26 protein-coding genes are annotated in these 25,658 nt (G+C 67.2%); 17 read left to right on the forward strand and 9 right to left on the reverse strand.

What is annotated here, in order from left to right; genetic code table 11:
• Positions 1-65: 65 nt before the first annotated feature.
• Genes moxR1 through K3U93_RS10420 form a run of 3 tightly spaced genes read left to right on the forward strand, consistent with a single transcriptional unit; the run spans position 66 to position 3,153 of the window.
• The gene (gene moxR1, locus K3U93_RS10410; protein ID WP_071513482.1) at positions 66-1,199 is read left to right on the forward strand and encodes a chaperone MoxR1; all 1,134 of its coding nucleotides are present in this window, start codon (positions 66-68) and stop codon (positions 1,197-1,199) included.
• Complete coding sequence (locus K3U93_RS10415; RefSeq protein ID WP_071513481.1) at positions 1,196-2,149, forward strand: DUF58 domain-containing protein; 954 nt, start codon at positions 1,196-1,198, stop codon at positions 2,147-2,149. The genes moxR1 and K3U93_RS10415 overlap by 4 nt, the downstream gene beginning before the upstream one ends.
• On the forward strand, positions 2,146-3,153 hold the full coding sequence (locus K3U93_RS10420; protein ID WP_071513480.1) for a VWA domain-containing protein: 1,008 nt from the start codon (positions 2,146-2,148) through the stop codon (positions 3,151-3,153). The genes K3U93_RS10415 and K3U93_RS10420 overlap by 4 nt, the downstream gene beginning before the upstream one ends.
• An 87-nt stretch (positions 3,154-3,240) precedes the next feature.
• Here K3U93_RS10420 and K3U93_RS10425 read toward each other — a convergent pair whose 3' ends face one another.
• Positions 3,241-4,083: a type IV toxin-antitoxin system AbiEi family antitoxin gene (locus K3U93_RS10425; protein ID WP_083010914.1), complete on the reverse strand. Its 843-nt coding sequence runs from the start codon at positions 4,081-4,083 to the stop codon at positions 3,241-3,243.
• Between the two features lie 165 nt (positions 4,084-4,248).
• Here K3U93_RS10425 and fabG1 point away from each other — a divergent pair, with 165 nt between their 5' ends.
• The 3 genes from fabG1 to K3U93_RS10440 are packed head-to-tail and all read left to right on the forward strand — an operon-like array spanning position 4,249 to position 6,826.
• Positions 4,249-4,989, forward strand: a complete 741-nt coding sequence (fabG1, locus tag K3U93_RS10430; protein WP_083010888.1) for a 3-oxoacyl-ACP reductase FabG1 — start codon at positions 4,249-4,251, stop codon at positions 4,987-4,989.
• Positions 4,990-4,999: 10 nt separating this feature from the next.
• On the forward strand, positions 5,000-5,809 hold the full coding sequence (inhA, locus tag K3U93_RS10435; protein WP_071513535.1) for an NADH-dependent enoyl-ACP reductase InhA: 810 nt from the start codon (positions 5,000-5,002) through the stop codon (positions 5,807-5,809).
• Positions 5,810-5,815: 6 nt separating this feature from the next.
• Positions 5,816-6,826, forward strand: a complete 1,011-nt coding sequence (locus K3U93_RS10440) for a ferrochelatase (protein ID WP_083010889.1) — start codon at positions 5,816-5,818, stop codon at positions 6,824-6,826.
• Positions 6,827-6,877: 51 nt separating this feature from the next.
• Here the strand turns inward: K3U93_RS10440 and K3U93_RS10445 are convergent, their stop codons facing one another.
• On the reverse strand, positions 6,878-7,786 hold the full coding sequence (locus tag K3U93_RS10445) for an Rv1486c family protein (protein WP_083010890.1): 909 nt from the start codon (positions 7,784-7,786) through the stop codon (positions 6,878-6,880).
• Positions 7,787-7,843: 57 nt separating this feature from the next.
• Between K3U93_RS10445 and K3U93_RS10450 the strand changes: the two genes are divergently transcribed.
• The 3 genes from K3U93_RS10450 to K3U93_RS10460 are packed head-to-tail and all read left to right on the forward strand — an operon-like array spanning position 7,844 to position 9,816.
• Positions 7,844-8,278, forward strand: a complete 435-nt coding sequence (locus K3U93_RS10450; protein ID WP_071513476.1) for an NfeD family protein — start codon at positions 7,844-7,846, stop codon at positions 8,276-8,278.
• Between the two features lie 29 nt (positions 8,279-8,307).
• The gene (locus K3U93_RS10455) at positions 8,308-9,450 is read left to right on the forward strand and encodes an SPFH domain-containing protein (RefSeq protein ID WP_083010891.1); all 1,143 of its coding nucleotides are present in this window, start codon (positions 8,308-8,310) and stop codon (positions 9,448-9,450) included.
• 9 nt (positions 9,451-9,459) lie between these two features.
• Positions 9,460-9,816, forward strand: coding sequence for a DoxX family protein (locus tag K3U93_RS10460; RefSeq protein ID WP_083010892.1), 357 nt, complete (start codon positions 9,460-9,462; stop codon positions 9,814-9,816).
• Here the strand turns inward: K3U93_RS10460 and K3U93_RS10465 are convergent.
• On the reverse strand, positions 9,813-10,229 hold the full coding sequence (locus tag K3U93_RS10465; RefSeq protein WP_139797001.1) for a nitroreductase family deazaflavin-dependent oxidoreductase: 417 nt from the start codon (positions 10,227-10,229) through the stop codon (positions 9,813-9,815). The two genes, K3U93_RS10460 and K3U93_RS10465, sit on opposite strands and share 4 nt — an antisense overlap.
• 195 nt (positions 10,230-10,424) lie before the next feature.
• Here K3U93_RS10465 and K3U93_RS10470 point away from each other — a divergent pair, with 195 nt between their 5' ends.
• Positions 10,425-11,777, forward strand: coding sequence for an MFS transporter (locus K3U93_RS10470; protein ID WP_230981668.1), 1,353 nt, complete (start codon positions 10,425-10,427; stop codon positions 11,775-11,777).
• 13 nt (positions 11,778-11,790) lie between these two features.
• Here the strand turns inward: K3U93_RS10470 and K3U93_RS10475 are convergent, their stop codons facing one another.
• The 3 genes from K3U93_RS10475 to K3U93_RS10485 all read right to left on the reverse strand — a co-directional run bounded on the left by K3U93_RS10475 (position 11,791) and on the right by K3U93_RS10485 (position 13,328).
• Positions 11,791-12,198 carry a type II toxin-antitoxin system VapC family toxin gene (locus K3U93_RS10475; protein ID WP_217808429.1) on the reverse strand — a complete coding sequence of 136 codons (408 nt, stop codon included), beginning with the start codon at positions 12,196-12,198 and terminating at the stop codon, positions 11,791-11,793.
• Complete coding sequence (locus K3U93_RS10480) at positions 12,195-12,428, reverse strand: FitA-like ribbon-helix-helix domain-containing protein (RefSeq protein ID WP_071513471.1); 234 nt, start codon at positions 12,426-12,428, stop codon at positions 12,195-12,197. The genes K3U93_RS10475 and K3U93_RS10480 overlap by 4 nt, the downstream gene beginning before the upstream one ends.
• Before the next feature lie 129 nt (positions 12,429-12,557).
• Positions 12,558-13,328, reverse strand: coding sequence for a TVP38/TMEM64 family protein (locus tag K3U93_RS10485; protein ID WP_083010896.1), 771 nt, complete (start codon positions 13,326-13,328; stop codon positions 12,558-12,560).
• Positions 13,329-13,554: 226 nt separating this feature from the next.
• On the opposite strand from K3U93_RS10485, the gene mutA reads away from it, so the two are divergent.
• The 6 genes from mutA to K3U93_RS10515 all read left to right on the forward strand — a co-directional run bounded on the left by mutA (position 13,555) and on the right by K3U93_RS10515 (position 22,265).
• Positions 13,555-15,408: a methylmalonyl-CoA mutase small subunit gene (gene mutA / locus K3U93_RS10490; RefSeq protein ID WP_083010897.1), complete on the forward strand. Its 1,854-nt coding sequence runs from the start codon at positions 13,555-13,557 to the stop codon at positions 15,406-15,408.
• A 5-nt stretch (positions 15,409-15,413) separates the two neighbouring features.
• The gene (gene scpA, locus K3U93_RS10495; protein WP_083010898.1) at positions 15,414-17,699 is read left to right on the forward strand and encodes a methylmalonyl-CoA mutase; all 2,286 of its coding nucleotides are present in this window, start codon (positions 15,414-15,416) and stop codon (positions 17,697-17,699) included.
• A gap of 88 nt (positions 17,700-17,787) precedes the next feature.
• Entirely contained in the window at positions 17,788-18,768 is a 981-nt protein-coding gene (gene meaB, locus K3U93_RS10500) for a methylmalonyl Co-A mutase-associated GTPase MeaB (RefSeq protein ID WP_083010899.1), read from the forward strand.
• A 63-nt stretch (positions 18,769-18,831) separates the two neighbouring features.
• Positions 18,832-20,118: an esterase/beta-lactamase LipL gene (lipL, locus tag K3U93_RS10505; protein ID WP_083010900.1), complete on the forward strand. Its 1,287-nt coding sequence runs from the start codon at positions 18,832-18,834 to the stop codon at positions 20,116-20,118.
• Between the two features lie 13 nt (positions 20,119-20,131).
• On the forward strand, positions 20,132-21,310 hold the full coding sequence (locus tag K3U93_RS10510) for an ESX-1 system-associated protein (protein WP_230981629.1): 1,179 nt from the start codon (positions 20,132-20,134) through the stop codon (positions 21,308-21,310).
• An 85-nt stretch (positions 21,311-21,395) separates the two neighbouring features.
• Positions 21,396-22,265 (forward strand): peptidylprolyl isomerase, encoded by an 870-nt coding sequence (locus tag K3U93_RS10515; RefSeq protein ID WP_083010902.1) that lies wholly within the window; start codon positions 21,396-21,398, stop codon positions 22,263-22,265.
• Positions 22,266-22,358: 93 nt separating this feature from the next.
• Here the strand turns inward: K3U93_RS10515 and K3U93_RS10520 are convergent, their stop codons facing one another.
• From K3U93_RS10520 to K3U93_RS10530, 3 genes are all read right to left on the reverse strand, one after another.
• Entirely contained in the window at positions 22,359-22,730 is a 372-nt protein-coding gene (locus K3U93_RS10520; protein WP_083010903.1) for a hypothetical protein, read from the reverse strand.
• A 112-nt stretch (positions 22,731-22,842) separates the two neighbouring features.
• Positions 22,843-23,493, reverse strand: a complete 651-nt coding sequence (locus K3U93_RS10525) for a hypothetical protein (protein ID WP_139797002.1) — start codon at positions 23,491-23,493, stop codon at positions 22,843-22,845.
• A gap of 405 nt (positions 23,494-23,898) precedes the next feature.
• On the reverse strand, positions 23,899-24,459 hold the full coding sequence (locus K3U93_RS10530) for a MarR family winged helix-turn-helix transcriptional regulator (protein ID WP_071513463.1): 561 nt from the start codon (positions 24,457-24,459) through the stop codon (positions 23,899-23,901).
• Positions 24,460-25,352: 893 nt separating this feature from the next.
• Between K3U93_RS10530 and K3U93_RS10535 the strand changes: the two genes are divergently transcribed.
• The gene (locus K3U93_RS10535; RefSeq protein ID WP_220688608.1) at positions 25,353-25,652 is read left to right on the forward strand and encodes a PE family protein; all 300 of its coding nucleotides are present in this window, start codon (positions 25,353-25,355) and stop codon (positions 25,650-25,652) included.
• Positions 25,653-25,658 lie beyond the last annotated feature (6 nt).

Here is a 25,658-nt window from a genome sequence, read left to right on the forward strand (position 1 = left end):
CGTCGCTGCCCCACGACATTGGTCGTGCCAGCAGTCGTGTCCGATTGAGCTGTGGAGGGTTCTTGATGACGTCAGCAGGTGGGCCGCCCCCGGGCGCCAGCAGTTACTCGGGCCCGGGTGGGCAGTCCGGCCCGCCGGCCCATGAAGCGCCGCCCGGTGGCGGTAATGGGCTGGCCGCCGAGGTCCACACGCTGGAGAGGGCCATCTTCGAGGTCAAACGGATCATCGTCGGCCAGGACCAGCTCGTGGAGCGGATGCTGGTCGGGCTGCTGTCCAAGGGCCACGTGCTGCTCGAGGGTGTGCCCGGCGTGGCCAAGACGCTGGCCGTGGAGACGTTCGCCCGCGTGGTCGGCGGGACGTTCGCCCGCATCCAGTTCACCCCCGACCTGGTCCCCACCGACATCATCGGCACCCGCATCTACCGGCAGGGCAAGGAGGAGTTCGACACCGAGCTCGGCCCGGTGGTGGTCAACTTCCTGCTCGCCGACGAGATCAACCGCGCGCCGGCGAAGGTGCAGTCGGCGCTGCTGGAGGTCATGCAGGAACGCCACGTGTCGATCGGCGGCAAGACCTTCCCGCTGCCCAACCCGTTCCTGGTGATGGCCACCCAGAACCCGATCGAGCACGAGGGTGTCTACCCGCTGCCCGAGGCCCAGCGCGACCGCTTCCTGTTCAAGATCAACGTGGGCTACCCGTCGCCGGAAGAGGAGCGGGAGATCATCTACCGGATGGGTGTCAAGCCGCCGGTGCCCAAGCAGATCCTGAACACCGGCGACCTGCTGCGGCTGCAGGACATCGCGGCCAACGTCTTCGTCCACCACGCCCTGGTCGACTACGTGGTGCGCGTCGTCACCGCCACCCGTCACCCCGAGCAGCTGGGGATGAACGACGTCAAGACCTGGATCTCGTTCGGCGCGTCCCCGCGGGCCTCGCTGGGCATCATCGCCGGTGCTCGCTCGCTGGCGCTGGTGCGGGGCCGCGACTATGTGATCCCGCAGGACGTCGTGGAGGTCATTCCCGACGTGCTGCGGCACCGGTTGGTGCTCACCTACGACGCGCTCGCCGACGAGATCTCACCGGAGATCGTCATCAACCGAGTCCTGCAGACGGTCGCCCTGCCGCAGGTGAACGCCGTTCCGCAGCAAGGCCATTCGGTGCCGCCGGTGATGCAGGCCGCGGGCGCGGCTAGCGGTCGGTGACTAATCCCCAGGAGCCGGCGGTGCTGCATCCGCCGTCGTTTCAGCGCGGGCAGATCGAGGACCCGAAGCTGGCGGCGGCGCTGCGCAATCTCGAGCTCACCGTCCGGCGCAAGCTCGACGGTGTCCTGCACGGCGACCATCTCGGCCTGATCCCGGGACCGGGATCGGAGCCGGGGGAGTCGCGGGAGTACCAGCCCGGTGACGACGTGCGGCGGATGGACTGGGCCGTCACCGCGCGCACCGCGCACCCGCACGTCCGGCAGATGATCGCCGACCGCGAACTGGAGACCTGGCTGGTGGTCGACATGTCGGCCAGCCTGGACTTCGGCACCGTGGGGTGCGAGAAGCGCGACCTGGCCATCGCGGCCTCGGCGGCGATCACGTTCCTCAACAGCGGCGGCGGCAACCGGTTTGGCGCGATCATCGCCAACGGCGCGACGGTCACGCGGGTGCCGGCCCGCTCCGGGCGCCAGCACGAGCAGACGCTGTTGCGCACCATCGCGACGACGCCCAGGGCGCCGGTCGGTGTGCGCGGGGATCTGGCGACGGCCATCGACGCGCTGCGACGGCCGGAACGCCGCCGGGGGATGGCGGTGATCATCAGCGACTTCCTCGGTCCGATCAACTGGATGCGGCCGCTGCGGGCGATCGCCGCGCGCCACGAGGTGCTGGCCATCGAGGTGCTCGATCCCCGCGACGTCGAGCTGCCCGACATCGGCGACGTCGTGCTGCAGGACGCCGAATCCGGTGTCACCCGCGAGTTCACCATCAACGCGCAGCTGCGCGACGACTTCGCCAAGGCCGCGGCGGCGCACCGCGCCGAGGTGGCCCGCACCATCCGCAGCTGCGGGGCCCCGATGATGACGCTGCGCACCGACCGGGACTGGATCGCCGACATCGTCCGCTTCGTCGAGTCCCGCCGCCGCGGGGCCCTGGCAGGGCGCCAGTGACTCTGCCTTTGCTGGGCCCGATGACGCTGTCCGGCTTCGCGCACTCGTGGTTTTTCCTTTTCCTTTTCGTCGTCTTCGGATTGGCCGCGCTGTATATCGTGCTGCAACTGGCGCGCCAGCGGCGGATGCTGCGGTTCGCCAACATGGATCTGCTGGAAAGTGTTGCGCCCAAACGGCCTTCGCGCTGGCGGCACCTGCCGGCGATCCTGCTGGTGTTGGCGCTGGTGCTGTTCACCATCGCGATGGCGGGGCCGACCAACGACGTCCGGATTCCCCGCAACCGTGCGGTGGTGATGCTGGTGATCGACGTGTCGCAGTCCATGCGCGCCACCGACGTGCCCCCCACCCGGATGGCCGCCGCGCAGGAGGCCGCCAAGCAGTTCGCCGACGAGCTCACCCCGGGCATCAACCTGGGCCTGATCGCCTATGCCGGGACCGCGACGGTGCTGGTGTCGCCGACGACCAACCGGGAGGCGACCAAGAACGCGCTGGACAAGCTGCAGTACGCCGACCGCACCGCCACAGGCGAGGGCATCTTCACCGCTTTGCAGGCCATCGCCACCGTTGGCGCGGTGATCGGCGGCGGCGACACGCCGCCGCCGGCGCGCATCGTGTTGTTCTCCGACGGCAAGGAGACGATGCCGACCAACCCGGACAACCCCAAGGGCGCCTTCACCGCCGCGCGCACCGCCAAGGACCAGGGCGTGCCGATCTCGACGATCTCGTTCGGCACCCCGTACGGCTTCGTCGAGATCAACGACCAGCGCCAGCCGGTGCCCGTCGACGACGAGACGCTCAAGAAGGTGGCCCAGCTCTCCGGGGGCAACTCCTACAGCGCCTCCAACCTGCAGGAGCTGAAGGGCGTCTACGCGACGCTGCAGCAGCAGATCGGCTACGAGACGATCAAGGGCGACGCCAGCGTGGGCTGGCTGCGGCTGGGTGCGCTGGTGTTGGCGCTGGCGGCGCTGGCCGCGCTGCTGATCAACCGCCGCCTGCCCGGCTAACCTTCCCCTTCTTGCGCCCGTCTTACAGCGTCTTGCGTCGCGAGCGTAACGCCACTGCGAAATCCAAGCCCGCTTTTGGCAGTGGCGTTACGTTCGCGAAGCGCGTGCCGCGGCCACTCGGCGGATGATGTCGGCGGGATGGTCCTCGGCGACCACGCGGATCACGATCCACCCGTAGTGGTGCTCCAATTTTTCACTACGGCGGATGTCCTTCACGTATTGCGCACGGCTGGAACGATGTTGATCGCCGTCATACTCGGCCGCGACCTTGATGTTCTCCCAACCCATGTCCAAATAGGCCTCCGCCCAACCCCATTCGTTGCGGACGGGGATCTGCGTCTGCGGACGCGGAAACCCGGCCCGCACCAGGAGCAGACGCAGCCACGTTTCCTTCGGCGACTGCGCGCCGCCGTCAACGAGTTCGAGAGCGGCTCGGGCCGCCTTGATGCCGCGGCGGCCCCGATAGCGGTCGACCAGAAGCTCGATGTCGGCCAGCTTCAACTCGGTCGCCTGCGCGAGGGCATCGATGGCAGCGACCGCGACGTCCGTCGGGTAATGGCTCGCCAGATCGAGCGCCGTTCGCGCCGACGTCGTGACGCGCATGCCGCCGACGACCGCGATCTCGTCGGCCTCGATGCGTTCTTCCCATACCTGCACCCCCGCTGCGTGTCGACGGTTGGTGTCGACGATTGCGGCCGGCCGGTCCGGATCGATCCACTTCGCACCGTGCATGGCGGAGGCGGAGAAGCCGGCGAGGATGCCGCGGCGGCGCGAGCGCAGCCAACATGCTTTGGCCCGCAACGCCGGCGTGAGCTCGGTGCCTTGTGGGATGTACACGTCCTGATGGAGCGTGACAAATCGACTCCGCAGCTCATAGGGCGTCAACTTGCCTGCAGCCAGGGCCTCACTGCCCAAAAACGGGTCCGTCATGGTCGGAAGTGTGCCGACCCACACCGACAACGCCCACGAGTGGAACGCCACTGCGAAATCCCGCTTACATTTTCGCGGTGGCGTTACGCTCGCGAAGCGCATGGTGCCTTCAGCTCGCGATGAGCCGATTGCAGCCCCGCCGCGGTGAGGCGATAGGTTGACGGGGTGACTGACACAGCCACCGACGGCAGACCCGCGTTCGTATCCCGTTCGGTCCTGGTCACCGGGGGAAACCGGGGAATCGGGCTGGCGGTGGCGCGCCGGCTGGCCGCCGACGGGCACCGCGTCGCGGTGACGCACCGGTCGTCCGGCGCCCCCGAAGGTTTGTTCGGCGTCGAGTGCGACGTCACCGACAACGACGCCGTCGACGCCGCCTTCAAGGCCGTCGAGGAGCGGCAGGGCCCGGTGGAGGTGCTGGTGGCCAACGCCGGAGTCACCTCCGACATGCTGATCATGCGGATGAGCGAGGAGCAATTCCAGAAGGTCATCGACGCCAACCTGACCGGTGTTTTCCGGGTCGCCAAGCGGGCGTCGCGCAACATGATCAAGCACCGGTTCGGGCGCTACATCTTCATGGGGTCCGTCGTCGGGTTGACCGGCCTGCCCGGGCAGGCGAACTACGCCGCGTCCAAGGCCGGGCTGGTCGGGATGGCCCGGTCGCTGACCCGTGAGCTGGGGTCGCGCTCGATCACCGCCAACGTGGTGGCCCCCGGTTTCATCGACACCGACATGACCCGCGCCATGGAACCCAAGTACGTGGAAATGGCGCAGCAGGCAATTCCGTTGGGCCGCATCGGCAAAGTCGGGGAGATCGCCGGGGTCGTCAGCTTCCTGGCGTCCGAGGACGCCTCGTACATCTCGGGCGCGGTCATCCCGGTCGACGGCGGCGCCGGCATGGGCCACTGAGAGGATGGACATGGCAGGACTGCTCGAAGGCAAGCGGATTCTGGTCACCGGGATCATTACCGACTCGTCGATCGCGTTTCACATCGCGCGGGTGGCCCAGGAGCAGGGGGCCGAACTGGTGCTGACCGGGTTCGACCGGCTGCGGCTGATCCAGCGCATCGCCGACCGGCTGCCGCGGCAGGCCCCGCTGCTCGAGCTCGACGTGCAAAACGAGAAGCACCTGGACACCCTCGGCGAGCGGGTGACCGAGGTGATCGGTGAGGGCAACAAGCTCGACGGCGTGGTGCATTCGATCGGCTTCATGCCGCAGAGCGGGATGGGCATCAACCCGTTCTTCGACGCGCCCTACGAGGACGTCGCCAAGGGCATCCACATCTCCGCGTACTCGTACGCCTCGCTGGCCAAGGCGCTGCTGCCGATCATGAACCCCGGCGGCGGCATCGTCGGCATGGACTTCGACCCCAGCCGTGCCATGCCGGCCTACAACTGGATGACGGTCGCCAAGAGCGCGCTGGAGTCGGTGAACCGGTTCGTAGCCCGCGAGGCCGGCAAGTACGGCGTGCGCTCGAATCTTGTTGCGGCAGGGCCGATCCGGACGCTCGCGATGAGCGCGATCGTCGGCGGAGCGCTGGGTGAGGAGGCCGGCGCCCAGATACACCTGCTCGAGGAGGGCTGGGACCAGCGGGCGCCGCTGGGCTGGAACATGAAGGACCCCACGCCGGTCGCCAAGACGGTGTGCGCCCTGCTCTCGGAGTGGCTGCCGGCAACCACGGGCACCGTCATCTACGCCGACGGCGGCGCCAGCACCCAATTGCTCTAGGACGCAATGGAATTTGACGCGGTCCTGCTGCTATCCTTCGGCGGGCCGGAAGGGCCCGAGCAGGTGCGGCCATTCCTGGAGAACGTCACCCGGGGACGCAACGTGCCACCCGAACGCCTTGACGACGTCGCCCAGCACTACCTGCATTTCGGCGGGGTCTCACCGATCAACCGGATCAACCGGGCGCTGATCACCGAGCTGGAAGCCGAACTGGACCTGCCGGTGTACTTCGGCAACCGCAACTGGGAACCCTACGTCGAAGACGCCGTTGCGGCTATGCGCGACAACGGCATTCGGCGTGCCGCGGTGTTCACCACGTCGGCGTGGAGCGGATACTCCAGCTGCGCACAGTACACCGAAGACATCGCCCGGGCGCGGCGAGCGGCCGGGCCGGACGCGCCCGAGCTGGTCAAGCTGCGGCCCTACTTCGACCACCCGCTCTTCGTCGAGATGTTCGCCGGCGCCATCGCGGCGGCGGCCGGCACCGTGCCCGCCGGCGCGCGCTTGGTGTTCACCGCGCATTCGGTTCCGGTTGCCGCCGACCAGCGCTTCGGCCCGCGGCTGTACAGTCGCCAAGTAGCCTATGCCACAAGGCTTGTCGCGGCGGCCGCCGGATACGCCGACTACGACCTGGTCTGGCAGTCGCGATCGGGCCCGCCGCAGGTTCCCTGGCTGGAGCCCGACGTCGCCGACCACCTGACGACGCTGGCCGAAGCGGGCACCAAAGCCGTCATCGTCTGCCCGATCGGGTTTGTCGCCGACCACATCGAGGTGGTGTGGGATCTCGACCACGAATTGCGAGAGCAGGCCGAGGCGGCGGGCTTGGCGTTTGCCCGGGCCGCGACGCCCAACGCCGACCGGCGACTCGCGCGGCTGGCCGGGGGCCTGATCGACGAACTCCGATACGGCCGTGAGCCGCTACGGGTGAGCGGTGCCAATCCGGTGCCGGGCTGCCTCGCCGGCGTCAACGGCGAGCCGTGCCGCCCACCGCATTGCGTTGCGCGGGAAAGCGGTTAGCGGCGATCGCGAGCGCGGGGGACCGGGCGAAGCGGGTCGCCGCCATCAGGACTAGTCGGGCCAGGCCGAGTGCAGGATCGCGGTGACCGCGGCCATCCGCGCCGAACGCACCACCGCGGTGAGCGGCCGCAGCGCATCGTTGGCGATCCGAGCCTCCGACGATGACTGCGCCCCAATCGCGGTGACGATGCGGTCCGTCACGGCGTCGGACGGTCGATTGAGCCCGGCGCTGACCGCGATGATCGCGTCGACGTGCGCGGCATTCTCCAGGACCCGCAACGCGCGCGACGGCGCATGGTCCGGAATGCGGTGTTGCCGTGCGGATTCCAGCAGCCGCTCGACGAGCCCGCGCGGGTCGTCGACGTCGGACGCGGCGCCTCCCGGCCCAATCGCGACGAGCGCGTCAGCGGCCGAACGCACCGCCGACCGCAACGTGTACTCGGCGTCGCCCAGCTCGTGGTGGTCGAACACGGGCGCACCGGGCAGCGAGTACACCGTCCACGACAGCGCGCACAATTCCGGCGGGCCCGCCTCGTCGGAATCGTCGTAGGAGAACTCGGGCACCAGCCCGACGGCGGCGGCGGGATCGTCGGGGTTGGTGACGATGATCGCCTCACCGGCGGCCAGGGCATCGCGCTCGAACTGCGTTCCCGCGGCCAGCCCGCGCACGTCACCCGGCACCGGCAACACCACGTTGATCGTCCCCCGCAAACGACACGGAACACCGGGCGAAGCCGACCGGCCAACCGCCGCGCGCAGCGTCTGTAACAACGTGACGGTCCCGGCGTCGTGGACATCGGGCCACGGCAGCCCCGTGTGCCCCGCGGCGACGGCATCATACGCGGTGACCGATTGCTTTGGCGCCCAAAGAGATAACGCGTCCAAAACGTCGTCGGGCGCGGCCTTGCCCGCGAGCCAGGCGTTGGCCCATACCGACAGCGAAACGCTGGGACACCACATGACCTCGGAGTGTAGTTGTTCGATCCGGCAAAGGCTGATCACGCGTATTCTGACCGCATGCCCGCCGCGGTGATTTGGCTCATATTCGCGCTGGTGCTTGCCGGCGCGGAGGCGCTGAGCGGCGACATGTCCCTGTTGATGCTTTCCGGCGGCGCGCTGGCCGCCGCGGGGAGCAGCTGGTTGCTGGGCTGGCCGCTGTGGGCCGACGCGGCGGTGTTCCTGGTGATTTCGGTCTTGCTGCTGGTCCTGGTGAGGCCGGCGCTGCGGCGGCGGCTGAGCCCCGCGAAGGGACTGCCGACCGGCATCGAGGCGCTGGAGGGCAAGAGCGCGCTGGTGCTCGACCGGGTCGCCCGCGACGCAGGCCAGGTGAGGCTGGACGGCCAGGTGTGGACGGCGCGCCCCCTCAACGAGGACGACGTGTACGAGCCCGGCGAGCGGGTGACCGTCATGCAGATCAACGGCGCCACCGCGGTGGTGTTCAAAAGCATGTAATCCCCGATGCAGAAATGGGAGGAAGCGCGATGCACGGTGAAGTTGCTCTCCTGGTGGTGGCGGTCGCGCTGGTGGTCTTTGCGATCGTCGTGGTGGCCAAATCCGTTGCGCTGATTCCGCAGGCCGAGGCCGCGGTGATCGAGCGCCTGGGTCGATACAGCCGCACGATCAGCGGGCAGCTGACGCTGTTGGTGCCGTTCATCGACCGCATCCGCGCCCGGGTGGACCTGCGCGAGCGGGTGGTGTCGTTCCCGCCGCAGCCGGTGATCACCGAGGACAACCTGACGCTGAACATCGACACCGTCGTCTACTTCCAGGTCACCAGCCCGCAGGCGGCCGTCTACGAAATCAGCAACTACATCGTCGGGGTCGAGCAGCTGACCACGACCACGCTGCGCAACGTGGTCGGCGGCATGACGCTGGAGCAGACGCTGACCTCCCGCGACCAGATCAACGGCCAGCTGCGCGGCGTGCTCGACGAGGCCACCGGTCGCTGGGGGCTGCGGGTGGCGCGGGTCGAGCTGCGCAGCATCGACCCGCCGCCGTCGATCCAGGCCTCGATGGAAAAGCAAATGAAGGCCGACCGGGAGAAGCGGGCGATGATCCTGACCGCCGAAGGCATGCGCGAGGCGGCGATCAAGGAGGCCGAGGGCCAAAAGCAGGCGCAGATCCTGGCGGCCGAGGGGGCCAAGCAGGCCGCGATCCTGGCCGCCGAGGCCGACCGGCAGTCGCGGATGCTGCGCGCCCAGGGTGACCGCGCCGCGGCGTACCTGCAGGCGCAGGGGCAGGCCAAGGCCATCGAGAAGACGTTCGCCGCGATCAAGGCCGGCAGGCCCACCCCGGAGATGCTGGCCTACCAGTACCTGCAGACACTGCCGGAGATGGCCCGGGGCGACGCCAACAAGGTGTGGGTGGTGCCCAGCGACTTCAGCGCGGCGTTGCAGGGGTTCACCAGGCTGCTGGGCACCCCGGGCGAAGACGGCGTCTTCCGGTTCGAGCCGTCCCCGGTCGATGACGCACCCCAGCACACCCCCGACGACGACGCCGAGGTCGCCGACTGGTTTTCCACCGAGACCGACCCGATGATCGCCCAGGCGGTGGCCAAGGCCGAGGCGATAGCCCGTCAGCCGGTGGACGGACGGCCGGGAGCGCCGCCGGAGTTGAGTCAATAAGCTTGCGGCATGAGTGTTCTGACTTCACCCAAGGCGTATGCGGCCCTTGCCGCTTTCCATGCCGGCGACGCGGTGGCCTGCGCGGTCCAGGTGGCTCCCATCAAGAAGGTCCTCGACGACCTGGGGGTCCCGGACAACGTTCGCCCGGTGCTGCCGGTCGTCAAGGCCGCGGCCGCGGTCGGTCTGCTGTCGGTGACCTGGTTCCCGGCCTTGGCGAGGCTGACGACGGCGATGCTGACGCTGTATTTCGTGTTGGCCGTCGGCGCGCACATTCGGGCCCGGGACAAGGTGGTGAACACCGTTCCGGCGGCGTCATTCCTGGCGACGTTCGCGGTGATGACGGTGCAGGGTCCCGACCGGGCCTAAGACAGCCTCAGCTCCACCATCGGCAAGGGCGTGTTGGTGTCGGTGATCGGCGCGCCGAGGGTTTCCTCCAGCACCGGTTTGAACCGCTCCCACGCCCGGGCGTGGCGGCCGCGGTAGGCGGCCAGCGTGCGGTCGGCTTCCGGTTGGTCGAGGACGCGTGCGACGGCGGCCGCCGGTGCGTGGCTGCCGGCGTAGACGCGTACCCGCGGGTTGGCCTGAATGTTGCGGAACCACTGGGCTTTTCGGCCGAAGCCGGAGGCGACGACGTAGGTGTCCGGGGCGGGGTGGTCGACGACCTCGAGGACGACGTAGCGCCGCGCGCCGGAAGTGCGGCCGATGTGTTCGAGCATCAGGATCCGCGAGCCGAACAGTGCGCCCGCCCGGGCCTTGTAGATCCACGTCGGCGCGCGCATGAGACGACGCGACCGCAGCAGCCGCGCGCCGATTCGGGCGATAGGGGATGCTTTTGCAGACCGTGCCATCCTTGTGATTCTCGTCCAAGTGATGAGGCGGGCCGCATGGAGGCCGGGCATTTCGGGTAAGAAATCTTCTCAATGAGTCGAAAAGCCGGCAAAGGCTCCCGCGAAACGTGGGCGCGCGACGAGATCATGGTCGTCGACACCGGGGTGACGCGTCGGTCAATCCAGGGCACGGCGATCGGCAACTTCATGGAGGCGTACGACTTCACCCTGTTCAGCCTTGTCGCCACCATCCTCGCGCAGAAGTTTTATCCCGGGGAAAATTCCGGCGCGGGCAACCTCATCGCCACCTTCGGCACGATGACGGCGGGATTCGTCGTGCGGCCGCTCGGTGGGTTTATCTTCGGCCCGCTCGGCGACCGCATCGGGCGTAAGCCCGTCTTGGTGATGACGATCTCGCTGATGGCGGTGTGTGCGGCGGCGACCGGCGTCCTGCCCGTCTACCACACCATCGGGGTCTGGGCGCCGGTGCTGCTCACGGCCGTTCGGATCTGCCAGGGCCTTTCCTCCGGTGGGGAGTACGCGGGCGCCATGACCTTCATCGCCGAACATGCCCCCGACCACAAACGGGGGATGTTCGCCGGCTTCTTGCCGGTGGGCACGCTGAGCGGTTTCGTGGTGGGTGCCACGCTGGTGACGGTGCTGCAGACCGCCCTGCCCACCGCCGACATGCTGGCCTGGGGCTGGCGCGTGCCGTTCATCCTCGCCGCTCCGTTGGGCCTGGTTGCGGTGTACCTGCGCTCGCGGATCGACGAGTCGCCCGATTACGAGGAGATGCACGCGGCCGCGGAGCCGACCTCGGGCCGCACGCAGTTCAGGCGGACGGTCGTACAGCAGTGGAGGGCGCTGCTGATCTGCATCGGCCTGGAGCTTGCCATCAGCGACACCAGCTACATGCTCAGCGGATACGTGCCGACCTACCTGAAGAAGACCGTAGGCCTGCCAGACACTCTGGCACTGGTGATGGTCCTGGCGGTGTTGGCCGTACTGAGCGCCGGCGTGCTGCTCGTCGCGATGCTCTCCGACCGCGTCGGCGTCAAACCGCTGCTGTGGACGGGCTGCGGGCTGCTGATCACGGTCTCGATACCCGCGTTTTCGTTGATGCGGTTCGGCGGGGGTTACCCGACAAAATTCCTCGGCGTGCTGCTCGTCGGCCTGGCCATGCTGTTCTTGAGCAGCATCGAACCGGCGGTCCTGCCGGCGCTGTTTCCCACCAACGTGCGCTACGGGGCGGTGTCCATCGGATTCAACATCTCTGTGTCGGCGTTCGGCGGCACCACGCCGCTGATCGCCGAGACGCTGGTGGCCGGCACCGGCAATCCGATGATGCCGGCCTACATGCTCATGTGCGCCGGCTTGGTCGGTTTCGTGACGCTGCTGTTCACCCCCGAGGTCGCCGGCAAGCCGCTGCTGGGTTCGGGGCCGTCGGTCGAGACCCGTCAGGAGGCGCGCGACCTGGCCGGAACGCGGCGCGTGGAATAGCGCCGCATCGTCGTCAGCCGAAGCCGGGGACCGACACCGAACAGGTGATGCCGGGCGCTCGCGGGATGCGTTGGTCCAAGGTCACCAGGGGAACGGCCAAGATCTCAGCGAGCGCGACGTACGCGGCGTCGTAGCTGGACAGATTGGCCCTTAGTTCCCGGATACGGGACGCCAGCACGTCGTATGGCCACAGGTCTACCGCGAGATCGAGTAGATCGGCGTGGGCTTGCGCGGCCTGGTCGGCGCCGATCGCTCCGCCCAGTTCTGCCCGCCTGATGACGTTGGCGCATTCGTACGGCAACAACGTGGGTGCGAAGAGATCCGCTTCCGTCAATTGTGTTGTGGCCCACTGCCCGTCACTGCCGGAATCCAGTAGGACGGCCACCACCGCCGACGCGTCGCAGACGACGCGGTCGTTCACCGACGCTCGGCGTCTTTGGCAGCGAGGATGGCGGCCGCGTCGAGGCACGCTCCCGTCGCGTTCACCCGGGCGCGGGCGCGGGCGACGACGTCGCGCGCTGCCGGCTTGTCCGCCGTCGCGACGAGCAGACCACGCAGGTACTCCTGCAGTGACTGCCCAGAACGCGCGGCGCGCGCGGCCAGTTCGTCGCGGACTTGATCGGGGACGCCACGAATCGTAATCGCAACCATGCCTGCACAATAGCAGCATCGCAGGCATAACGCTGGCTGGGGCAAGTCGCTGTCTGGGGATGGTAGGCATTCAGTTCATCGAACGCGAGGAAAGCCGTCCTTAGGGCGCAGCCGCAGGGAGCTGCGCGGTCAGCCGATGGTGGCCGGCTCGGGAGAAGGCTCGTCGCCGTGCGAGGCGCTTCCCATCTTGCGGCGATGGTGCCGGCGGTAATGCTTAATCTCGACGACCAGGCCCGTCAGCCCCAAAGCGCCCGTGCACAGCGACACCAGGTAGAGCAGCGGGCTGGGGTGACCGGCCAGCGCGTCGCCGAGGATCACCACGGCAGCGGTGCCGGGAAGCAGACCGGCCAGCGTGGCCAACGCGTAAGGCAGCACCCGCACGGCCGACGCGCCGGCGGCGTAGTTGATCGCCGAAAACGGCACGGCGGGTATCAATCGCAGCGACAAAATGGCCAGCCAGCCACGTTGCCGCAACCGCTCGTCGACCGTGTCGATCGATCGGTGGCGAACCAGGCGATTGAGCTGCCACCCAGCCGCGCGCACCAGCAACATGGCGGCCATCGCGCTCGCGGTGCTGGCCACCACCGCGATGGCAACACCCAGCACCGGGCCGAACAGCAGCCCCGCGGCCAAGGTGAACGCCGTGCGGGGGATTGGCACCACCGTGACGACGGCGTGCGCCATCAGGAACGCCAGCGGAAACCACGGGCCCACCGATTGCGCCCAGTCGCGCAGCTGCACCGGGGTGGGCAGCGGAACCAGCAGCGCCACCGCAACCAGGGCGGTGACGCCGACCACTGTCCCGACCGCGCGTGGGCGGGACAGCTGCCGCGCGGCCGCGCCGAGCGCGCGGCCGAGATCACGCAGCGTCTCGTTGATTCTGCTGGTGGCGGAAGCCATCACGCCTGTCAAGGTTACGGGGCCCAGATGAATAACTCGTATCCCGAGGCTGGCGTTTCTTGGGTGTCACGAGGCGTCCCGAGGCTGTCCCGAGGCTTCCCGCCGCGATCGCCCACACCTCGCGGTTTTTAGCGGAGCGCCTCGATCAATTAGCCTGATTAGTAACTGGCAGACCCCGGGCAACCCACGCGTCACTGCCAATTTGCTGGGAAAAAGGGAGCAATCGGTGTCCATAGAGGTACCCGAGCTCGCCGACCTAGAACAGGTTCGCGGGCGTTGGCGCACTGCGGTCGCCGGTGTGCTGTCCAAGAGCACCCGCAAGGACCCCGAAGAGTTGGGGGAAGAGCCGGAGCGGCTGCTGGAAACCCCGACCTATGAGGGGATCGCCATCCGGGCGCTCTACACCGCGCTCGACGAGCTGCCGGAGCCGCCGCTGCCCGGCGAGTGGCCCTACGTGCGCGGCGGCGACGCGCTGCGCGACGTCAACTCCGGCTGGAAGGTCGCCGAGGCGTTCCCTGCTCCCGGCGGCCCCGACCACAACGCGGCCGTGTTGTCCGCGCTCGGCGACGGCGTGAGCGCGCTGCTGATTCGGGTGGGGGAGTCCGGGATAGCGGCCGGGGAGCTTAAGCAGCTGCTGTCGGGGGTGTACCTGGACCTGGCGCCGGTGATCCTCGACGCGGGCGCCGACTACGCCGAGGTCGGCGATGCCCTGCTGGCGCTGGTCGATCAGCTGGATCCGGACAGGCGCACCGCCGTGTCGATCGACCTGGGCGGCGACCCGCTGACCGCGCAGCTGAGCGGCCGGGGGAGCCCGTCGCTGGAGCGGGTGGTCGCGGTCGCCAGGCGGGTGGCCGGCAACGGCGGCGTGCGAGCGATCACCGTCGACGGTCCCGCATTCCACAATCTGGGTGCCAATGCGACCTGGGAGCTGGCCGGCAGTATTGCGGCCGCGGTGGCCTACCTGCGGGTGCTCACCGCCGCCGGGATCGCGGTCGGCGAGGCGTTGCGGCAGATCAGCTTTCGGCTCGCCGCCGACGACGACCAGTTCATGACGATCGCCAAGATGCGCGCGGCGCGTCGACTGTGGGCGCGCGTCGCCGAGGTGGTCGGTGACCCGGAGGGCGGCGCGGCCGTCGTGCACGCGGAGACCTCGCTGCCGATGATGACCCAGCGGGATCCGTGGGTGAACATGCTGCGCGGCACGCTGGCCGCGTTCGGGGCCGGGGTCGGTGGCGCCGACACCGTGCTGGTGTCCCCGTTCGACGCGGCGATCCCGGGCGGCTTCCCCGGCGTGGCGAGGGGCTTCGCACGCCGGATCGCCCGCAACACCCAGCTGCTGCTCCTGGAGGAGTCGCACGTCGGCCAGGTGTTGGACCCCGCCGGCGGGTCGTGGTTCGTCGAGGACCTCACCGAGCGGCTGGCTTCCCAGGCTTGGCAGCGCTTCCAGGAGATCGAGGCCCGCGGCGGATTCGCCGACGCCCGAGGCTACGTCGCCGAACGGATCGCCGAGGTAGCCACGCGGCGCGCCGACGACATCGCGCATCGCCGCACCGCGATCACCGGCGTCAACGAATACCCGAACCTGGCCGAACCCGCTCTGCCGCAAGGCGATTCGGCGTCGACGGTGCGGCACTACGCCTCCGGATTCGAAGCGTTGCGGGACCGCTCGGACGCCCATCTGGCCCGCACCGGCGCGCGTCCGCGGGCGCTGCTGCTGCCGGCGGGGCCGTTGGCCGAGCACAACATCCGGACGACGTTCGCGGCCAACCTACTGGCGTCCGGCGGTATCGAGGCGATCAACCCGGGGCCCGTCGACGCGGCCGGGGTCGCCGCGGCGGTCGCCGAATTCTCCGCCGAGGGATCGCCCGTCGTGGCGGTGATCTGCGGCACCGACAAGCGCTACCACGAGGAAGCCGTGGACATCGTCGAGGCGGCCCGCAACGCCGGGGTCTCGCGGGTTTATTTGGCGGGACCCGAACGGGCGCTGGGTGACGCCCGGTGCCGGCCGGACGAATTTCTGACCGCGAAAATCGATGCGGTCCAAGCCTTGTCGAATCTGCTTACCCGATTGGGAGCATAGCCGCGATGACTGTTAATGATATCGCCGACCAAGCGGCTCCGGCGACGACCGGTACCGTTGGCAGTTTCTCGGATGTTCCGCTACACGGCGATCGCGAAACGCGGCCGCCCACCGAGGCCGCCGCGGAAAAACACGTCGCCGCCGCCGCGTCGGCGCACGGCTACACCCCCGATCAGCTGCAGTGGCACACGCCGGAAGGCATTGACGTCAAACCGGTCTACATCGCCGCCGACCGTGCCGCCGTCGTGGCCGACGGCTACCCGCTGAACAGTTTCCCCGGCGAGCCGCCCTTCGTGCGTGGCCCCTACCCGACGATGTATGTCAACCAGCCCTGGACGATTCGCCAGTACGCCGGGTTCTCCACCGCCGCGGATTCCAACGCCTTTTACCGCCGCAACCTGGCCGCCGGCCAGAAGGGCCTGTCGGTGGCCTTCGACCTGGCCACCCACCGCGGCTACGACTCCGACCATCCCCGCGTCCAGGGTGACGTCGGAATGGCCGGTGTGGCAATCGATTCCATCCTCGACATGCGGCAGCTGTTCGACGGCATCGACCTGTCGGCGGTAAGCGTGTCGATGACGATGAACGGTGCCGTGCTGCCGATCCTGGCGCTGTACGTGGTGGCCGCCGAGGAGCAGGGTGTGCCGCCGGAAAAGCTGGCCGGCACCATCCAGAACGACATCCTCAAAGAGTTCATGGTGCGCAATACCTACATCTATCCACCCAAGCCGTCGATGCGTATCATCTCCGACATCTTCGCCTACACCAGCGCCAAGATGCCGAAGTTCAACTCGATCTCGATCTCCGGCTATCACATTCAAGAGGCCGGCGCCACAGCGGATTTGGAGCTCGCCTACACGTTGGCCGACGGCGTCGACTACATCAAGGCGGGCCTGGACGCCGGGCTGGACATCGACAAGTTCGCGCCCCGGCTGTCGTTCTTCTGGGGCATCGGGATGAACTTCTTCATGGAAGTCGCCAAGCTGCGGGCCGGCCGGCTGCTGTGGAGCGAACTCGTCGCCGGATTCGGCGCCAAGAACCCGAAATCGCGGTCGCTGCGCACACATTCGCAGACCTCGGGCTGGTCGCTGACCGCCCAGGACGCCTTCAACAACGTCGCGCGCACCTGCATCGAGGCGATGGCCGCGACCCAGGGCCACACCCAGTCGCTGCACACCAACGCCCTCGACGAGGCGCTCGCGCTGCCCACCGACTTCTCCGCCCGCATCGCGCGCAACACCCAGCTGGTCCTGCAGCAGGAATCGGGTACCACCAGGCCGATCGACCCGTGGGGCGGCTCCTATTACGTGGAGTGGCTGACCCACCAGCTCGCGCAACGGGCCCGCGCCCACATGACCGAGATCGCCGAGCATGGCGGCATGGCCCAGGCGATCGGCGACGGCATCCCCAAGCTGCGCATCGAGGAGGCGGCCGCGCGCACCCAGGCCCGCATCGACTCGGGCCAGCAACCCGTGATCGGGGTCAACAAGTATCAGGTCGACGAGGATCAGGAGATCGAGGTCCTCAAGGTCGAGAACAGCCGGGTGCGCGCCGAACAGCTGGCGAAACTGCAAGAGCTGCGGGCGAATCGGGACCAGTCGGTCGTCGACGCCGCCCTGGCCGAGCTGTCCCGCGCCGCGGCCGCCCATGGCCGCGCCGGTGAAGATGGCCTGGGCAACAACCTGCTGGCGCTGGCCATCGACGCCGCGCGCGCCAAGGCCACGGTCGGGGAGATTTCCGACGCGCTGGAGAAGGTGTATGGCCGTCACCAGGCGGAGATCCGTACCATCGCCGGGGTCTACCGTCACGAAGCCGGAAAGGCCACCAACATCGCAGCCGCCACCGAATTGGTCAAGAAGTTCGCGGAGGCCGACGGACGCCGGCCCAGGATCCTGGTGGCCAAGATGGGCCAGGACGGCCATGACCGTGGGCAGAAGGTGATCGCGACGGCCTTCGCCGACATTGGGTTCGACGTCGACGTCGGATCGCTGTTCTCCACGCCTGAGGAGGTGGCCCGCCAGGCCGCCGACAACGACGTGCACGTCGTCGGGGTGTCCTCGCTGGCCGCCGGGCACCTGACGCTGGTGCCGGCGCTGCGCGACGCGCTGGCCGAAGTGGGACGGCCCGACATCATGATCGTGGTCGGCGGCGTCATCCCGCCCGGCGACTTCGACGAGCTGTACGCCGCCGGGGCCGCCGCCATCTTCCCGCCCGGGACGGTGATCGCCGACGCCGCAATCGACTTGCTGCACAAGCTCGCCGAGCGGCTGGGATACGACCTCGGCCAGTGACCCAGCCCTTGCCCGCGAGCGTAACGCCAGTGCGAAAAACCGCCCACAATTTCGCGGTGACGTTACGCTCGCGCGCGGTGACGGCCATATGAGTCCGCAAACGATCGAGAAGTTGGCCGAGGCCGTTCGCAAAGGCGACCGCGCGGCGCTGCCGCGAGCCATCACGCTGCTGGAGTCCACCCGCGCCGACCATCACGAAAAGGCGCAAAAGCTGCTGCTCGAGCTGCTGCCCGACTCGGGCAACGCCCATCGCGTCGGCATCACCGGGGTCCCGGGAGTCGGAAAGTCCACCACCATCGAGTCACTCGGCATGCATCTGATCGAGCGGGGCCACCGGGTGGCCGTGCTGGCCGTCGACCCCTCATCGACCCGCACCGGCGGCTCGATCCTTGGCGACAAGACCCGGATGGCGCGCCTGGCGGTGCACCCCGACGCCTACATCCGTCCCTCGCCGACGTCGGGCACGCTGGGCGGGGTGGCAAAGGCCACCCGGGAAACCATCGTGCTGCTGGAGGCCGCCGGGTTCGACGTGATCCTGATCGAAACCGTCGGCGTCGGCCAGTCCGAGGTGGCCGTGGCCAACATGGTCGACACGTTCGTGTTGTTGACCCTGGCGCGCAGCGGCGACCAGCTGCAGGGCATCAAAAAGGGCGCGCTGGAGCTGGCCGACGTCGTCGTGGTGAACAAAGCCGACGGGGAGCACCTGAAGGAGGCACGGTCGGCCGCGCGCGAACTATCCGCGGCGATCAGGTTGATCCACCCGCGTGAAACACTCTGGCGCCCACCGGTTCTCACGATGAGCGCGACGGAGGGGACCGGGCTGACGGAGCTGTGGGACACCATCGAGCGTCATCGCCAGGTGCTCACCGACGCCGGCGAGTTCGAGGCGCGCCGACGGGCCCAGCAGGTCGACTGGACCTGGCAGATGGTCCGCGACACGGTGCTGGACCGGGTGCTCTTCCACCCGGACGTCCGCAAGATCCGCGCCGACGTCGAGCGGCAAGTCAAGTCAGGGGAGCTGACCCCCGCGCTCGCGGCCCAGCAAATACTGGACGCCGCGTCTCGCTAACGGAAAGGTAAATTCATCATTGTTTGCCCTTGGCCCGTGTGAAATCCAAGTAAATTCGAAAGCGTGACGGTGGAAACCGGGGTCGATCGCCGCGCGGTCCTTCCCCACGATGCCCCTGGCGCGGGTCATCGTGTGTTCGGCGCGGCGGACCCACACTTTGCTTGCGCCATTCGTAGCTTTTCCACCATGTTCCCCGGGCGCCGGTTCGGTGGCGGGGCGCTGGCGGTGTATGTCGACGGCCAGCCCGCCGTCGATGTCTGGACCGGCTGGGCTGACCGGTGCGGCCAGCTGCCGTGGACGGCCGATACCGCTCCGATGGTGTTCTCGGCGACCAAGGGGATGACCGCCACGGTCATCCACCGGCTCGCCGACCGCGGGCTGATCGACTACGACGCCCCGGTTGCTGAATACTGGCCGGAGTTCGCGGCCAACGGCAAGTCCGCCCTGACCGTGCGCGAGGTGATGAGGCACCAGGCCGGCCTGTCGGGTCTGCGCGGCGCCACCCAGGAAGACTTGCTGGATCACGTCGTCATGGAAGAGCGGCTGGCGGCCGCGCCTCCGGGACGCCTGCTGGGCAAATCGGCATATCACGCGCTGACGTTCGGTTGGCTGATGTCCGGGCTGGCCCGGGCGGTGACCGGGAAAGGCATGCGTGCGCTGATCCGTGAGGAGCTCGCCGAGCCGTTGGACACCGACGGCATGTATCTGGGCCGGCCGCCGGTGGAAGCGTCGACGCGGGTCGCCGAGATCATCATGCCGCAGAACATCGTCGCCAACCCGGTTGTCAACTATGTGATGCGCAGGGTCGCCAACGAGCTGTCGGGCGGATTCCGGTCGATGTATTTCCCGGGCATGATCGCCGCGGTCCAGGGTGAGGTTCCGTTGCTGGACGCCGAGATCCCGGCGGCCAACGGGGTGGTGACGGCTCGTGCGCTGGCGCGCATGTACGGGGCGATCGCCAACGGCGGCGAGATCGACGGCACACAGTTCTTGTCCCGCGAGCTGGTTGCGGGTTTGACCGGTCGGCGGAGCCTGCGTCCGGATCGAAACCTGTTCGTGCCGTTGGCTTTCCACCTCGGCTACCACAGCCTGCCGATCGGGAACGTGATGCCGGGCTTCGGCCACGTGGGGATGGGCGGTTCGGTCGGCTGGGCCTGCCCTGCCGAAGGGGTGGCGTTCGCGTTGGTGCACAACCGGTTGTTGTCGCCATTGGTGATGACCGATCACGCCGCGTTCGTCGGAATCTACAAGCTGATCCGCCAGGCCGCCGCGAAGGCCCGCAAGCGTGGCTTGCAGCCGGTGACCGAGTTCGGGGCGCCGTTCCCCGAACCCGGAGCGGTCGCCGGTTGAGGTTGCCCCAGCCGTGTCGTCCCGCCGACATCCGCTTGCTACCGTCGGCCAGCCGCGGGATGCGCGCGAATTGCGAATCCGTCGACAGTGCAACGCGTTCTCATTTAAGCTGCCGAGCGTGAAGTCTGAGATCGACGAGCTGGACGACGATGACGATGACGACGACGATGACATCGACGAGCCGGATGACAAAAAGAACCTGAAACGAGCACTGGGTGCGGTGACTGTGGTCGCCGCATTGGCGATCATCCTTGCGGTGGTGTTGTTTTTCAACGGCAGCGATTCCGGAAACAATTCGTCTGCAACTCAGGGGACCAGTTCGAACCAGGAGCCTGCGCCTGGAGTTGCCAGCGCCCATGACGACGGGCCGGCCGCGGTGATCACCGACGACCCCAGCTGCCCGGCGTGGTCGTCGATCAACAATTCGCTGGCCAACGATGGGCAGGGGCTCTGGAACGACCGCGACCGGTCGGTCCCGGCTTCGGCGTGGAACGACAAACAGCGCGTGCAGTTTATGGCCGCGGCCCAGTCGATGCGTAACGCGGCCTCGCAGACCGTCGGCCTGGTCAAGCTGACGCCGCACCGGATCATGCGGGAGCTCTACGAGCAATTCATTGCCTATGCGTTCGCCTACGCCATGCATGTTCCGAAATACACCCCCGCCGACGACAACTTCGCCGGCACCGCGAACAGTGCGGCTTCGGCGCTCGGCGCGATATGCACCGCCATCGTCGACGGGTCGGCGGCGGCGCGTGGACCGATGGTGCCGCCCGCGGCGCCGCCGGCAAAGGTCGCGCCTGTCGGCAACCCGACCAACCCGCTGCCGTTCCTCACGAGTCCCAATCCCACCTGCGCTAAGTGGAAGGCGGCGCTGGATCGGTTCGCCGAACAAACCACCGCGTGGCAGAGCATCAATCCGAGCATTCCGTCGATCCTGTGGAGCGCGGAGCAAAAGGCGGCCAATTTCGCCGCGGCGCAGGTGATGAACACATTCGCCGGCAACCTGGAAGAGCTGGGTCGCGGCAGCGCCAATCTCATCTGGCAGGATTTCGCCAATCTCTCCGCTCAGTACCGCCGGGCTTTTGCCCAGGCCGTGCCGACGTATTCGCCGGCCGACAACCATCTGGCAAACGCGGCAAACTATCTTTCCACAACCGTCCTGGGAGCGTGTGCCGTAATCCAGGGCACCTAACCCAATGCTGGCGAGCTAGCGGCAGCCTTCCAAGGAGGGTGCCCCTGTCCAAGTTTGCGGAACGACCACGGAGGGATACCGGCGGGTGACGACCAACCAAGAGCGACGTGAGACGGCCAGGCGCAAGCTGCAAGAACACCTGGAGCACCAAGCTCAGCAGGCCCGTCGTCGCCGGATCCTGACCGTCATCGGTTCGTCGGTCGGGGCGGTGGTCGCGATAGCCGCGATAGCGACGAGCATCTACCTCGCCAATCACGACAACAAGCACAACGCGACGTCGGCGGCCACGAGCAGCGTCGCCCCTTCCCACGGGGGGATATCGCCGCTGCCGCCGTTCACGCCGTCGTCCAACGTGGGCGCCGACTGTCAATACCCGCCCTCGCCGGAGCCGGCCGGCAAACCGGTCGACCCGCCGAAGTCGGGCAAGGTGTCCACCGACCCGGCCCAGACGAGCGCCAGCATCGTTACCGACCAGGGGCCCATCGGGCTGCGGTTGGCCAACAACGAATCACCTTGCACGGTCAACAGCTTCACCAGCCTGGCCAAACAGAAGTTTTTCGACGACACCCACTGCCACCGGTTGACCACCTCACCCAAGCTCGGTGTGCTGCAGTGCGGCGACCCCAAAGGCGACGGCACCGGCGGCCCGGGTTATCAGTTCACCAACGAGTACCCGACCGACCAATACAAGCCCGACGACCCCAAGGCGCATCAGCCCGTCGTCTACCCGCGCGGCACCCTGGCCATGGCCAACACCGGGCCGGACACCAACGGCAGCCAGTTCTTCCTCGTCTACAAGGACTCCCAGCTGCCACCGGAATACACGGTGTTCGGCACCATCCAGGCCGACGGGCTGGCCACGCTGGACAAGATCGCCAAGGCGGGCGTTGCCGGCGGTGGTGACGACGGCGCGCCGGCCACCAGCGTCACGATCAAGTCGGTCCAGGTCGGCTGAGAAAGCGTGTGATCGCGCGCCGCTGATTTGGTCCGCGGCAGGTGGCCGTGTGTCAAACCTCTGCGGCGGCTCTCAACGCCGCCCGCTGGGAGCTTACTCGGCGGTTCCGTTCCGTTCTTCATCAGTGATGATCGTCTGAAGAAGGTCGACGATTTGCTGTTGTCCTGCTGCGGTGGCATCGAATTTGCCGCGCATCTCGGTGAATCCTTGGTCGACATGGTCGCGGAGGTCGCCGAAATCCTGGCGGAGGTCGACGAAGTCCTGGCGAAGCGCGTTGAAACTTGCCGCTGTGGCCTGGCGGAAATCGCGGAATTCACCGCGGAATTCGCTGACGTCGCGGTCGGCGGCTCCTGCGAGCACCCGAGCCGCTGCGGCGTCCTGTTCACTGGCCTGTACTCGCCCGGCCAGGTCGCGCACCTGGCGTTCGAGTGCAGCGACGCGTGGTTCGAGATCCGCGGCGTCCATGACGGATGAGCCTACCGGTCTTCGCTGACAAAGACACTTCGCTGGTCGTCCTGCCGTGGCGGCGTCGAGTTTGCCGCACGCTCTGACGCAAGACGCCGGCGCAAATCGGCGTTCAAGACGCCGGCGCGAGCAACGGGGGAAGCTTGTTCGACGATTCCGATTGAGCTGGGAGTTGACGAAGCACAGCAGCGAATACATCACGCAGCGACGAACCTGGCGTTAGTCCGAACTTCGTCAGGCCGACGGGGGGCCGGCGGGGATCTGCAGATGCTTCCGAACCCGCGATGACAAGCCACATCAGTTGCTTCGGTTTCGGCCCGCCGTCCCCAAGTCCCATGACGACGATCAATGAATCGAACGGGGTCATCTGGTTAAAGATGGTGTCCAGCGAATCATCGGGGGCGCCAGGGATTACGACGGCATCGCCGCCGGCACTCGGATTGCTATAGAACCATTCGAGATCTTCACGTGGGTAAAAAGAGATCTGCCTGGCGATCTCTTCGAATGCATGCTCTCGTCCTGGAGCTGTCATCGGTGTGCGCACCCAAATGCCGAGATGAGCCTCCTCTTCGACGTATTCGCGAATCTTGGGCAATCGATCCGTACCGAGTGAGAAGCGAAGAGCGTCGCGATACTGTTCACGTGCTTCATCGAGTGTCTTGCCGCCCCCAACGATGCTTTCTGGCATCGAGTGGAACTGCCATCTTGGTTCGTGCGCCTCATCGAAGCGGTAGATGGCTGTCTGTGCGGGTGCTGCTGCCATCAACTCACCTCTCGTCGTGCTTCGTCTTCACTGAGGCCGACTCCTTGGATCAGGATCCGGCGGACGGCGTTGCCGTGAATGTCATCACGATCATGGTATGCGAATGTAAATTGCCTGGTACGCCCTTGGTACCGGCGGTGTGACCCATCCCGCCTGAGCGGGGTACCGCAGTGTTTCTGGATAATTCGCTCCAATGCTTTACCACGCATCGAAGGCCATCTGTGGGTCAACGGCGCGGGCTCCGAGTCACCGGGGGATGGCTTGTCACTTGATGTAGCTTAGCTGGCAGCAGGTAGCTACAATCCGGCTCCGATCTTCGGGCTGTGGATAAAGCGAGCCGGTCAGTTGCGCCAGATTATGTTTCCGAGGCCACCGTTTTCGGGGGCACTCAGACGCAACGTGTGATCACATGCCTGGCCCGCGTAGCGGACCTGGGTGTCGAGGGCGTCGGGCGCGCAAGTCGACAAGGTTGGTCGACGCTTCAGCATCTTTCAGCGCCCCGGCGATCCGGCGGCACTTGCTTTCCATGGCAGTGATTCGCGCCTGCGACAACGGGGCGAGGAAAATCTTTCGGACTTCGTTGGCATAGGTCACCATCGCTTGCTCCACCAACATTTGCCCCTGGTCGGTGATGGTCGCTATTACACCGCGCCGGTCATTCGGGCTCACACCACGTCGCACCAGCTCCTGGCTTTCAAGGCGACGGATTTTCCTGGTAACCCGCGTCGGGGGAGAGGGAAGCGCGGCAGCGAGATCACCCATGCGGGCACTGCCGTTGGGCGAGTTGCTCAATATATGCAGTAAACGCACGTCGCCGAGTGATAACCGGTGGGCCTCGACCAGCCTTCCGTTCAGCACGGCATACACGCGTATGGCGGCCGAAAGGAAGTTCTGCCAAGACTTCTGTTCGGCTATATCCAACCCAGGAATATCGCCGGCGGTCCGGCCGCCGATGAGGCCGTTCATGAATGCTGATGGTAAGCGACGAACGGCGCGAAGAAGGCAAAATCGGCAATTCTCGTCACACCGGGGTGTACCGTGTCACGCTGGCCAACCGGCGCATGAATCCTATTGCGGTGTAACGATACTTGGCCAAAGAACTCGCCACCGTATTGCAAACAGATATTTTCACCTTGAAGCAATCTAGCCGTAATAAACATTTGCTAACCGCAGGTGACGAACGCCATGATCAGCGGATCTTATCCATGAGTGCGTTGCCAGGCACGGGAAACGTTACGCGGCTTGGTCTTTTGAGCCAGAACGTGTCATTCGGCGGCGATGTCTTCGATACTGTGCCGACAACGGATGAGGTTATCCGAGGTGGGAGGTGTTGGAGGGGATGGAAATGCGGCAAGCTTTTTGTCATCGACCCACCGTCGGGGTGGTCGGGACAGGGCGGCGTCGCGTCGGCATCGTCGTGTTGGCGAAATGCCTCCAATCCTTTGCGCAGTACAACTCATCGCGGGTCCGGGCACTCCATTCGATGCATTGGGTAGCACCATGATCGAAGGCTCCGATTCCGGTGAGTGTCCCGCCCTGTGGGTGACACCTAGGGTGCTGCTGTTGGTTCTTCTGGTCGGAAGGCTAGCTGGCGACGACGGGCGGCGTTCGGCACGCCCGCGGCTGCCGGAAGGCCGCCGGCGCGTCGGCTGCCCGCCGCGGGCGCAGACGCCGAGACAGTCGCGCCGGCCGTCGAACTCGGTTGTGCCGCGGGCCAACCCGATGGCAGCGAGATTAGGAAACGTAATAGCCGGAGCCCAAAGCGCCGGACATTTGGACGTGAGACGCGTTCTCCAGCAGGCAAACTGAATGAATCCGCCGGGCAGGGAGTTCGGCGGCGGTAAGAAGGAGGTGGGGGCGTGTCCTTTGTGACAACGCAACCGGAATTGTTGGTCGCTGCGGCGGATAGTTTGTCGAGTATTGGTGCGTCGATGGCGGCGCAGAATGGGGTGGTGGCGGGGCCGACGACGCAGGTGGTGGCGCCGGCGGCGGATCAGGTGTCGGGGTTGGTGGCGACGCAGTTTGCTGCGCATGGGTTGGCGTATCAGACGGTGGCGTTGATGGCGACGCAGATTCATGAGGCGTTTGTTAGTGCGTTGGCGGGTGGGGGTACGGCGTATGCGGTGACTGAGGTGGCTAATATTGCTGCGGCCAGTTAGGGGGGT

This window comes from Mycobacterium malmoense, from assembly GCF_019645855.1.
GTDB classification, from domain to species: Bacteria; Actinomycetota; Actinomycetes; order Mycobacteriales; family Mycobacteriaceae; genus Mycobacterium; species Mycobacterium malmoense.